Here is an 11,627-nt window from a genome sequence, read left to right as displayed (position 1 = left end):
ACTAAATATAATTTTAATGTTAATTTTGTAAATTATGCATTTATTTATCCTAATATTTTAAATATAATGCAACGAAATAAAACGAAAACGTTGTATATACTGTTAAAAGAATTAACGAAATAAAAAGTTAAATGCAACTTTGGGAGTCAGGTTGTAGGAAGATTAAAGTAAAATGACAAAAAAAAATCTGAGAATCGATTAAAGTATCGGTACTCAGATTATTAAGAAATTAAAACGAATTTTAATCGTATATTTTAAAGCCCAAATTTCCTTTATTTCGGCAAGGAAGATTCGCGTATTATCAGTTCTGTTTTTAACATAATTTTATGGTTAATTTCGTGCCCATCTTTCTTTTTTAGAAGAGGCAGCATCAAATCCATCAATTTTGCACTTATTTCTTCCAATGGCTGCGAAACAGAGGTAATAGAAGGGTCGTATATTTTGAACATATCATTATCATCAAACGCAATTATCCCGAGTTCTTTTACTAATTTTGGATTGTGTTCCTTAAAAACTTCCAAACCACTTTGTGCAAGATAGTTGGTGGAAAAAAACACAGCGTCTAAATCTTTATTCTGTTCCAGGAAATTATAAATATAGTCCTTCCCTTTTCCTTTGATAATTTCATTAAATGGAATCTGTAAGGTATTCGGTTTTAAGCCCATTTCCAAAACAGCTTTTTCATATCCGGAAAGCCTGCCCTTCATCTGACTCTGATCTGAGGCAGTAGTGATAAAGCCAATATTGGTAAATTTATTATTGACCAAATGTTTTGTGGCATCAAAAGAAGCCTGAACATTGTCGATAACGACACTATTGCAATCCAGCTCTTCAAAAAACCTGTCTAAAAGTACAACAGGAATATGGTCCTGAACCAAACTTTCTATGGTATCCTTTATACCCGGCGACGGCACGATTATAAAACCATCTACCTGACGGTACTTAAACAAATTGATTAATTCGTTTGATTTTTCATCGTCATTTTCATTACTGCAGAAAATAACTTTATACCCTTTTTCATAAGCGATATCTTCAAAAATACGTGCCAGTTTAGAAAAGAAGTTATTTGAAATATCCTCCACCATAAAAACAAGAATTTTTGATTTTCCCGTTCTAAGGCTTTGTGCAATTTGGTTGGGTCTGTAGTTTATTAATTTTGCATAATCTAAAACCTTCTTTGTAAGCTCTTTAGAAATATGTTTTTCTTTTGCTTTGCCATTTAAAACAAATGATACTGTAGTAACAGATATTTTTAATTCGTCTGCAATATTCCTAATAGAAACAGGTTTTTTCTTCATTTGAGAAATTATTATACTTTAAAACCCACAATTTTTTTTCAAATATAGTAAAGTTTTATTGTTTCCAGATGAGGAACTTAAATTAGTGTATTTTAAACGTTTACAAAGTAATCTTAAAGAAAAGCTTGTTACAAAATACTAAATTGCTTGTTATCCGACGTTTAATAATCCATTAAAAATACGGAAGCTCTTCTTTGATCTTTTCCCAAAATGATTCATTAAAAAGGTAGCTGGATCCTAAAATGCTGGTTTCTTCAGTATTATCAATAATACTTACACTTATTTTGATATTTTTATTTCTAAGATTTTCTTCAAGATCGGTCAAAAACAAATGTTGTGATTTTGCAATATTTCCTCCTATAATCAACAATCCTGCATTAAAATCAATAATATAGGGTGCTAAAAAGTCTGCCAAATTAGAAGCAAAATCTTTGAAAATTTTTGCTGCCGCAGAATTCTCAAGACTGGCGATTTCCTTAACTCCGTCTGTAAGTTTCTCTCCTGTACTTTTTTCATATTGACCTAAAAACCATCGGGTCGAAAAGCAATTATCTGCAATATCGTCATGAAATTTTTTATCCCACAAACAACCGTTTTCAGGAACATCCTCTCCTTGTGTTACAGGCAATTTATTATCCAAAAATGCAGCCCCAAAACCAGTTCCCAATGTAATGGCAATCACTTTTTTATTATTTGGTTCCTGCTCCTGCATTAAAACTCCCCCAACTCCAAAACAACTGGCATCATTGAGAAATCTGAAACTTACATTTTGGGTGTTTAAATACTGTAAAAGCTCTTCTGAAACAGAAACATTATATAAGGATTCGTATTTGTCATTTCCTTCAAACATCGCAATTCCTGTTTGATACTGAAATGGGCCTGGCATAGAAAAAGCAATTCCGATATTTTCTTCAATACCAACTCCTGAATTTTTCTGAACAACATCAATCGTCTGATTAATTATTTCTGCCCATTTTTTTAAGATAACTTCTTTGGAAGCTTTACTGTTTACAGGACCACAAAAATAAGTCCCGTCAATTATTGCAAAATTATCACTATTTATTGCTGCACTGCTAATATGACTTCCACCAATATCTACACCTACTATTATTGACATCTATTCATTTTTTAGTTATTATTTTTATTTTATAATTTACTCTTTTAAATATTTCTGCAGGTTTAAAGCTAAGGTTCAAACCTAAAAAGAAACATTTATAACATTCGATACTTTATTATCAAAAAGCAATACTATTTACCAATAGCCAAAACATTTCTCAACACTTCTGTAAAAACACTGAACGATTTTTAAAGTTTTCTACGAATAAAACGATTACTTCTTTTAAACCTTAGAAATTGTTTTGTTCAAAATGGATTCCATTATCATAATATTTTAACTATAAAACAATACAAATGATAATTAAAAGGCACTAAATTTTCATTAAGTCGTTTAACTTAACATTTTGACAAATATACTAAAACGTTTTAGTATTCAAAGCATTTTGCAATTTATTTTCGGCTGTCATGCATTTATGCCTTACACTAGAGGAAAAACAGACGGAAATGAGAGATTTTATTTTATAATTATTCATTTTCATAAAAGAAATTTAAGTGACTTTTTTATAAGATTTTTACTTAACTTTAATCTGATAAAGCATCTGGAATCTTTTTTTCGTTAAGGAATACATCATCGTATAAAATTTTAAATTATAAAAACCAGGCAAATGAGTAAATTCAGTTTAATTCGGAGTTTTTTGTTGCTCTTTATGCTGTTTTGTCTTTGTGAGATAAAGGGGCAGGGAAAAGGTTTTCAGGTTCTTGTTACCACCGAAAATGATTTTTTGGCTATTAGTAATAAAGATGAAAATTATACCGGAAGTATAAAAATAGAAGCCCAATTTCCTGAGTTGATAAAATGGCTTCCGTTTTTTAAATATAAAAAACCAGAGGAATCGCTAACTATTCAGCGGTTTGGAATTGGTGGTTTGGCTTATACACCTCAAAATTTAGCAGCAACAGAACCGGTTATCGATGACAGGCCTTACGCCTCACTGATGTTTATTAATATTGGAAATACTTCGTATAACCTTATCAATGGAGCTGTATTACAGAGCGAATTTGTTATTGGTGCCATTGGTACTTCACTGCCGGGAAACGCTCAGGCTTACATACATGAACACAATTGGTTTGGATCTACTCGCGATGTGCCAATGGGCTGGGACAACCAAATTGGGTATCATGGTTCTTTTATTTTAAACTACAATGCCAGAATTGAATATCCTGTTTTTGCAGGACTGAATGCTGAACAAAAATGCAACTGGCTGCAATTGCGCCTGCGCGGAGGTGCAGAAGTAGGAAACTATACTAATAATATAAAAGGCGGGGTAAAACTAAACATCTTAAATCTCAATTCGGGCATTATGCAGGACTATTCTCCCGGGGTTCCCGGTACTTTTCTCAAAAAAGTAAAAGGGCCGTCTCCCACTATAAGAATGAATGTTTTTGTAACTCCGGAAATAAGGGTTGTTGCTTATAATGCGACTTTAGAAGGTTTACTATTTAGTGACCACAGTGTTTATAAAATCCCGCACAGCGATGTCAACCGTTTGGTTTTTGATATTAGTGCCGGGGCAAATGTATTAATCAAAGATCGTTTTTTTGTGAAATACGCCATGTACGGAAGAAGTCAGGAATATAGCGGCGGTAAAAATTTCCACTATTGGGGCGGGATTTCCTTGGGTTATTCTCCTGCGAGATGGAATCAGTAGCGATTCAGTTTATTTTTTAAAGGTTTTATTATGTATCAACAAAAACAATACACGCTGGTTCTGGAATCCAGAAACATCTTTTTTGAATATTGCCGGACAATTGGACCCGAAGATTTCATAAATCAAAATTCTTCTTTTGGGAGAGGCGGAAGTATCCGAAATTTGTTGGTGCATATCGCGAATATTTATGAGTACTGGATTGCAAACACTTCTCTGAAAAAAAATCCTGTTTACAGCCGATATGAAGCGTATGAAAATATTGAAGATGTAATAAATTTGTTTGATGCTGTAGACCAGTTTATGAATGAGTTTTTTGAATTGACCGGAAAAACAGATAACAAAATAGAATTTGAAAGAAATGGTATAAAAACAAGTGCAGAGCCTTTGACTCTATTTACTCATGTTATTACACACGAGTATCATCATAAAGGACAAATTTTGTCGCTCAGCAGACATTTAGGTTACACTCCCGTAGATACCGATATTATACGATAAACATTAACAATAGCTTTGATTTTTTATTAAAATCACAGAAAGCCACAAAAGCACTTTAACACCACTCAGCCTTATTTTTTAGTAATTTTGCAGAAACCCAAATCCTTTCTATGAAACGTTCCGGTACTGCAGATCTTCCATTACATTATGGCCATGTTCCTTTATGGCTTGCCGATCGTATGTCAAAATTGGGATTTGCGATTGTAGAAACTATTGCTTTAGAATTTTCGACGTCAGAAGTAATTTCCAAACTCAGTAATCCGTTTTGGTTTCAGAGTTTTGGTGCGGTTATGGGTATGGACTGGCATTCGTCGGGAATCACAACTTCTGTTTTGGGCGCTTTGAAGAAATCGGTAAATCCACACTCAAAAGAACTCGGAATTTATATCTGTGGCGGAAAAGGAAAACACTCTATGCAGACGCCTCAGGAACTTTTGTTTGTTGGCGAAAAAACCGGCCTTGACGGAAATGATCTTGCCAATTGCAGCAGGCTTACAGCCAAAGTCGATAATACAGCCATACAGGATGGTTTTCAATTGTACCAGCATAATTTTATAGTGGATAATAAGGGACAATGGGCCGTTATCCAGCAAGGCATGAATCCAGACTCTAAAACGGCCAGAAGGTATCATTGGCATTCCAAAGACCTTCAGTCTTTTATTAACGAGCCGCATACTTTTATATACGGAGAAAACCAGGGTTCTATTCTTAATCTTACAGCTCAGACTGCCGAAAAATCAAGAGCGGGGATTTTAGAATTATCAAAAGAATCTCCGGCCAAAATCATGAAAGAAATGCAATATCTTTCTATGCCTGCGCATCATGATGTGAGAATGGAAGATGTAAATATGAAACGTCTCGGAGCCATGTTATGGGCAACTCACGAAAATAAACCCGAAGATTTTGAAGAACTTTTACTTTTAAAAGGTATGGGACCAAGAGCTTTACAGTCATTGGCTTTGGTAAGTGAGGTGATTTACGGAACTCCTACCCGATTTGAAGATCCGGCGCGTTTTTCTTTTGCACACGGAGGAAAAGACGGACATCCGTTTCCTGTTCCGCTCAAAATATATGACGAAACGATCAATACTTTGCAAAAGGCAATCAATCGCGCTAAAATTGGCAATAATGATAAAATAGAAGCGATTAAAAAACTCTCTGAAATTTCCAGAAATGCAGAAGAAGGTTTTACTCCAAACAATAATTTTGATGCGCTGATTCAAAAAGAAAGGGACGAATCATACAAATACGGCGGCAGAACTATTTTTGGAGATGCTAAACCTCCAAAACCTAAACTTATAAATCCAAATAATCAGCTTGAGTTATTTTAATAGTCATAATTAACTAGATAACAGCAACTTAAATTTTAAAAAAAAACTTATACAAAAACATGGGAATTATGTAAATCCTCAAACAGTAAAATTATTTTAAAGATAGTTATATTTATGTTGAGTTAATTTTAACATTAAAAAATTTACATTATGAAAAACCCATTTCTAAAAAAACAGAATTTTCTTGTCTTTCTTTCTGTTTTATTTCTTGCGCTTACGCAGATATCCTGTAATAATGACGATAACAATAATGATGGTGATGATGACGATGATGATGTGCCTGTAGGAACACTTCCTCCGGTAGAAACTAAACCTGCAAACACAACTTATCTTCCTGCATTTAAAGGGCAAACCCGAATTGCCGGGATAAAAACCGAAACTGCTTATACTACTAAAGCTTTTGCTACCGGATTAAGCAGTCCGTGGGGAATGGATAATTTACCTGACGGAAGAATTATAGTAACCCAAAAAGCGGGAACAATGAGAATTGTTACTCAGTCCGGAACTGTTGGTCCTGCGATTACAGGAATTTTACCTGTAAATAGTGCTGACCAGGGAGGTTTGCTTGATGTTGCCGTTGATCCTGCATTTGTAACTAACAGAATGATTTATTGGAGTTATGCATTTCAAGGAGATGGTGGTACTGCTACAGCTGTCGCAAAAGGAAAATTGTCTGCAGATGAATCTAAAATTGAAGGTGCTGTTACCATCTATAAAGCTATTCCGGAATTTAATAGTACCAAACACTATGGCTCACGTCTGATTTGGGATGCACAAGGAAATCTTTTGGTGAGTACCGGAGAACGTTCTGAATTAGGGTCAAGACCTTTGGCTCAAAAACTAGATGCTGCTCTTGGTAAAATTGTACGTATCACGAAAAGTGGGGAACCAGCTGCCGGAAATCCTTTTATCGGACAAACGGGAGTACTACCTGAAATTTATTCTTACGGCCACAGAAATCCTCAGGGTATTGCCATTCACCCTGTTACGGGAGAACTTTGGGAATCTGAACATGGCCCGCGTGGAGGTGATGAAATTAACAGAGTTGCAGCAAGCAAAAATTACGGATGGCCAACCATTTCGTACGGTATTGAATATAGCGGTGCAAAAATTGGAGAGGGAATTACAACCAAAAGCGGAATGGAACAACCGGTTTATTATTGGGATCCTGTAATATCACCAAGCGGAATTACTTTTTATTCTGGCAGCCTGATTCCGGAATGGAAAAATAATTTATTTATTGCTGCATTGAGCGGTCAGCATGTTGTAAGACTTGTACTTAAAGACAATACTGTAGTTGCCGAAGAAAGATTACTTACTTCTGCCAACAGTCGTTTTAGAGATATATTAGAAGGAAAAGACGGTGCTTTGTATGCGGTTACAGATGGCGCAAATGCTACAATTTACAAAATTGCAAAATAAATGAGATTAATTATCAGAGATAAAAACAACATTTTTTGTCTCTGATAATGCATTATAATCAACTGAAAAGTCTGTATTTACAACTTTTCAGTTTTTTTATTTGGATATATGTATTCAACTACGTAGTTTTGTACTTATATTTAATTTCAACAAAAATGGAAATAAAACCTATCCAAAATGAATATGAAAACCAAATCGTTGATTTGATTTTAAACATTCAGCAGAAAGAATTCAATGTTCCGATTACTTTAGAAGATCAGCCTGATTTACTAAACATTAAAAATTTTTATTTCGAATCGGGAGGTTGCTTTCTGGGCGCTTTTATAGAGGGCCAGTTAGTAGGAACTATTGCTTTGGTAAAATTTAATAAGGAAGCCGGAGCGATTAGAAAAATGTTTGTGCGAAAAGAGTTCAGAGGAAAAGAATTTAATATCGCCCAGCAATTATTAGAACAATTAATAAAATATAGTGAAGAAAACGGCCTAAAAAACTTATATTTAGGAACGGTTACTATACTGAAAGCTGCATTGCGGTTTTATGAGAGAAATAATTTTATAACAATCCCAAAGGAAACACTTCCAGCTGATTTCCCTGTAATGAAACCGGATAATGTGTTTTGCCAGTTAAAACTAAACGATACAAAATGAATATAATTGATGAAATAGGTATTCTTGCCCTCTCAACCAGATTACAGCGATTAAGTGAGCAATTGCGTAAAGATGGTGCTTTGGTTTATAAATCTTTTGGTATTGATTTTGAGCCTAAATGGTTTCCGGTAATTTATACTTTGCATATAAAAGAAAAGCTGAGCGTGGTCGAAATTGCAAATGAGATTGGCTACTCCCACCCTTCGACAATTAGCTTATTGAAAGAACTTGAAAAGCTAAAAATCATCAGTTCTAAAAAAGATAAATCAGACGAACGAAAAAGATTGATTGTCCTTACCGCAAAAGGAAAAGAACTGGTTGAAAAAATGCAGCCGGTCTGGACTATTATGAAAAATACCCTGGAGGAAATTGCCAATAACCAAAACAACCTTCTAAAGGCAATTGAAGAGGCAGAACAAAAACTAGCCAAACAGGGATTTTTTCAGAGGGCTTCTAATCTGGAAAGCTAAAATTATTATTTTCCGGTTATTTTCTTTCTGTGCTTATGGCCCCAGTTTGCCAAAGAATCGATAACTTCTTTTAAAGTATGGCCATACTCTGTCAATTTATATTCTACTGTGATCGGTTGCGTATTCAAAACTGTTCGGGTTACCAATTGGTTTTCTTCAAGATTCTTAAGTTCCCTGCTTAGCATTTTTCCTGAAATTCCCTCTACTTCTCTTAACAGGTCTGTGAACCGCAACGTATTGAAGCATAACGAAGCGATAATAGAAATCTTCCATCGGCCATTTAAAATATCCATGGCATCGTGCACTGCCATTATGTGTTTATTGCATTTATGCTGATCGTGTTTCGGTTCTTTTATCATAATATGTTAGTTAGTTACCCAAATGTCACAGTTACTTTTGGTAATCATATGACAAAAATAAACTTAAAGTTTTTACTTTTGACAAATATTTACATTTAATCTAAAAAAATATGGCTCTTATAGACGAACTAAAGTGGCGTTATGCTACCAAAAAAATGAACGGACAAGTAGTTCCGCAAGAAAAAATCGATTATATCCTTGAAGCGGCAAAATTGGCCCCATCTTCATCAGGATTACAACCATACCAGATTTTTGTAGTTACAAATCAGGACTTAAAAGAAAAAATAAGAGCAGTTGCTTTCGACCAAAGCCAGATTACAGATGCCTCTCACGTATTGGTTTTCGCATCCTGGGATGGTTATTCATTAGAAAAAATTTCAGCTGTTTTTGACAGAACAATTGCCGAAAGAGGTTTGCCGGAAAATGCAATGGATGAATACAAACAAAGATTATGGGGAATGTACGAACCTCTAGGTCAGGAATGGCACGCAATTCATGCAGCAAAACAAGCTTATATTTCGTTTGGTATCGCAATGGTTGCCGCTGCTGAGCAAAAAGTAGATGCAACACCTATGGAAGGGTTTATTCCTGCTGAAGTAGATAAATTATTAGGTTTGAATGAACTTGGTCTTAAAAGTGCTGTTATCCTTACTCTTGGTTACAGAGACGAAGCAAACGACTGGCTGGTTAATCTGAAAAAGGTAAGAACTCCTCAAAGTGAATTTGTAACAGAAATCAAGTAAGAAATAGTTTTCTTCATTTAATAATAATGCCTTTGAAATAGCTAAACAAAACTATTTTCAAAGGCATTATTTATTATTTACAAAAAAATATAAATAATTATCTGACAGTATGTTTTGTTTCAACCAAATCTGAACCTGCACCAAAAATACTGTTTTGAGAAGATTCTATAATTTCATACGGAGATCCTAAAACAATTTTGCTTGCCTCATTTAAACGGTTTATTTGTTCGTCTGAAAGTGTTACGTTTAATGAGCTTAAGTTGTCCAGAAGCTGTTGCTCATTTCTTGGTCCCAAAATAGTTATGGCAGATAAAGCATTTTTGTCATTTTTCTGACGCAGCCATGCCAATGAGATTTCTAATATTTTAGCATCATTCTCTTTTGCAATTTCTTCAAGTGTGTCTATAATTTTTGTTTCTCTGTCGCTTGTTTCCCCTTTTAGTAAAGCACCGCCCCACGCCTGTTGTCTTGAATTAGAATCCTGAATTGGTGCACGGTATTTACCTGTAAGTGTACCGCCTGCCAATGGTGACCAAAAAGCAACACCAAGACCTAAAGCTTCTGCCATTGGCAATAATTCTCTGTCGGCAGTTCTTTCTATTAAGTTATATTCTGTCTGAATTCCAACCACAGGAGCCCAACCGCGCAAATCTGCCAATAAGCTTGCGTTGGCAATTCGCCAGGCCGGATAATTAGAAAAACCAGTGTATAAAATTTTACCTGAACGAACTAAATCATCCAAAGCTCTCATCATTTCTTCAATAGGCGTCTGACCGTCTGAAATGTGTGCCCAGTATAAATCGATGTAATCAGTATTTAATCTTTTTAGGCTCGCTTCTACAGAATGAATTATATTTTTTCGGCTGTTTCCTGTCGTTAATAATGTTTTTCCGCCGGTAGAAAATTTTGAAGAAAGTACTAAATCCTGTCTTTTGCCTTTTATAAATCCTCCAAGTAATTCTTCTGACTCACCAAGCTGGTAACCATCTGCTGTATCAATAAAATTTCCTCCTGCATTTATATAAGTTTCAAAAACCTGTTTTGATGTTGCTGCGTCAGAACCATGCCCCCATCTTGTTCCGAAATTTCCTGTTCCTAATGCCAATTCAGATACTCTTAATCCTGATTTTTGACCAAAAATTTTGTATTTCATTTTTTCTGTTTTTAAATTATTTAATTAGTTTTTAATTATGTACCAATCAGTACAAAATTTGATAAAAAAATTTTATTTTAATATTTCCAAGTTTAAATTTATAAGCTCTTTTAGTGTCTGATCTTCCTGATACATTCTGCGTGTAACATTTAGGCCGTTCCATAAATTAAGTAAATGATTCCCTAATAATGCTGCGCTTAAATTTGTTTTTAGCTTATTCTGATCTTTTGCTTTTTGAATGGTTGCTGTGAATATAACTTCAAGATCTTTTAATAATTTACTTACTAATTTTCTTGTGTATTCATCTTTTGCAGCCATTTCTACCAATGAATTGCCCATAAAGCATCCTTTTGCTTTAAGGATGTTTGATGAATCTGCAATTGACAGAAACAAATCTTTTAAGTATTGTATAGTATCATCGCTTTTGTCAATTTCTTTCTGAATAGTTACCAGTAAGTTATTGGCAAAATATTGAAGCGACTTCTCATATAGTTCTTTTTTACCACCTTTAAAAAAAAGATAAAAACTTCCTTTACCAATTCCCATTGCTTTTAGTAATTCTTCAGAAGAGGAAGCTTCATATCCTTTTTCCCAAAAGATATTTGCTGCCTTTGCAATTACAGTCTGTTCATCGAATATTTTAGGTCTTCCTGCCATTTTAATTACTTTTACAGGACAAAGATATAATATTGTACTGATTGGTACACAATTCAAATTAATTTTAACACAAAATTAACAATCGTAACTAGCTGTATTATAAGCCTAAACAAAAAACAGCCAAGGCTTAAAGCCAATGAACATCGGCATTAAACAAAACCAAGGCACGGATACAAAATACTGTATAACAATTAGTTAATATTAGAGTGAAAAATAATTTTACTACATTTAACCTGTTAAATTTTGAGTCTCTCGAAATTATCACTTTCCCCATAATTTAAAACTGT

General features: G+C 34.2%; 12 protein-coding genes. 7 read left to right on the top strand and 5 right to left on the bottom strand.

Features of this window, described 5'->3' with window-relative positions; genetic code table 11:
* Positions 1 to 272: 272 nt before the first annotated feature.
* Together JOD96_RS11855 and JOD96_RS11850 are read right to left on the bottom strand one after the other, a co-directional pair.
* Entirely contained in the window at positions 273 to 1,298 is a 1,026-nt protein-coding gene (locus tag JOD96_RS11855; RefSeq protein WP_209564481.1) for a LacI family DNA-binding transcriptional regulator, read from the bottom strand.
* Positions 1,299 to 1,470: 172 nt separating this feature from the next.
* Entirely contained in the window at positions 1,471 to 2,415 is a 945-nt protein-coding gene (locus tag JOD96_RS11850) for an ROK family protein (protein WP_209564480.1), read from the bottom strand.
* A 604-nt stretch (positions 2,416 to 3,019) separates the two neighbouring features.
* On the opposite strand from JOD96_RS11850, the gene JOD96_RS11845 reads away from it, so the two are divergent.
* The 6 genes from JOD96_RS11845 to JOD96_RS11820 all read left to right on the top strand — a co-directional run bounded on the left by JOD96_RS11845 (position 3,020) and on the right by JOD96_RS11820 (position 8,428).
* Complete coding sequence (locus JOD96_RS11845) at positions 3,020 to 4,063, top strand: lipid A-modifier LpxR family protein (protein ID WP_209564479.1); 1,044 nt, start codon at positions 3,020 to 3,022, stop codon at positions 4,061 to 4,063.
* Between the two features lie 30 nt (positions 4,064 to 4,093).
* Entirely contained in the window at positions 4,094 to 4,558 is a 465-nt protein-coding gene (locus JOD96_RS11840; RefSeq protein WP_209564478.1) for a DinB family protein, read from the top strand.
* A gap of 110 nt (positions 4,559 to 4,668) precedes the next feature.
* Entirely contained in the window at positions 4,669 to 5,889 is a 1,221-nt protein-coding gene (locus JOD96_RS11835; protein WP_209564477.1) for a DUF763 domain-containing protein, read from the top strand.
* A 150-nt stretch (positions 5,890 to 6,039) separates the two neighbouring features.
* A complete protein-coding gene (locus JOD96_RS11830) occupies positions 6,040 to 7,311 on the top strand; it encodes a PQQ-dependent sugar dehydrogenase (protein ID WP_209564476.1) in 1,272 nt (423 codons plus the stop codon).
* A 155-nt stretch (positions 7,312 to 7,466) separates the two neighbouring features.
* Entirely contained in the window at positions 7,467 to 7,958 is a 492-nt protein-coding gene (locus tag JOD96_RS11825; protein ID WP_209564475.1) for a GNAT family N-acetyltransferase, read from the top strand.
* On the top strand, positions 7,955 to 8,428 hold the full coding sequence (locus JOD96_RS11820) for a MarR family winged helix-turn-helix transcriptional regulator (RefSeq protein WP_209564474.1): 474 nt from the start codon (positions 7,955 to 7,957) through the stop codon (positions 8,426 to 8,428). The genes JOD96_RS11825 and JOD96_RS11820 overlap by 4 nt, the downstream gene beginning before the upstream one ends.
* Positions 8,429 to 8,433: 5 nt before the next feature.
* Here JOD96_RS11820 and JOD96_RS11815 read toward each other — a convergent pair whose 3' ends face one another.
* Positions 8,434 to 8,787, bottom strand: coding sequence for a winged helix-turn-helix transcriptional regulator (locus JOD96_RS11815; protein WP_209564473.1), 354 nt, complete (start codon positions 8,785 to 8,787; stop codon positions 8,434 to 8,436).
* Between the two features lie 110 nt (positions 8,788 to 8,897).
* Here JOD96_RS11815 and JOD96_RS11810 point away from each other — a divergent pair, with 110 nt between their 5' ends.
* Positions 8,898 to 9,530: an NAD(P)H-dependent oxidoreductase gene (locus JOD96_RS11810; protein ID WP_209564472.1), complete on the top strand. Its 633-nt coding sequence runs from the start codon at positions 8,898 to 8,900 to the stop codon at positions 9,528 to 9,530.
* A 97-nt stretch (positions 9,531 to 9,627) separates the two neighbouring features.
* Here JOD96_RS11810 and JOD96_RS11805 read toward each other — a convergent pair whose 3' ends face one another.
* Together JOD96_RS11805 and JOD96_RS11800 are read right to left on the bottom strand one after the other, a co-directional pair.
* Complete coding sequence (locus tag JOD96_RS11805) at positions 9,628 to 10,683, bottom strand: aldo/keto reductase (RefSeq protein ID WP_209564471.1); 1,056 nt, start codon at positions 10,681 to 10,683, stop codon at positions 9,628 to 9,630.
* 72 nt (positions 10,684 to 10,755) lie between these two features.
* Positions 10,756 to 11,340, bottom strand: a complete 585-nt coding sequence (locus tag JOD96_RS11800) for a TetR/AcrR family transcriptional regulator (protein ID WP_209564470.1) — start codon at positions 11,338 to 11,340, stop codon at positions 10,756 to 10,758.
* Positions 11,341 to 11,627: the final 287 nt, after the last annotated feature.

This window comes from Flavobacterium sp. 1355 (genome assembly GCF_017833415.1).
Taxonomy (GTDB): Bacteria; Bacteroidota; Bacteroidia; order Flavobacteriales; family Flavobacteriaceae; genus Flavobacterium.
This window is presented reverse-complemented; position numbering and strand designations above follow the sequence as displayed.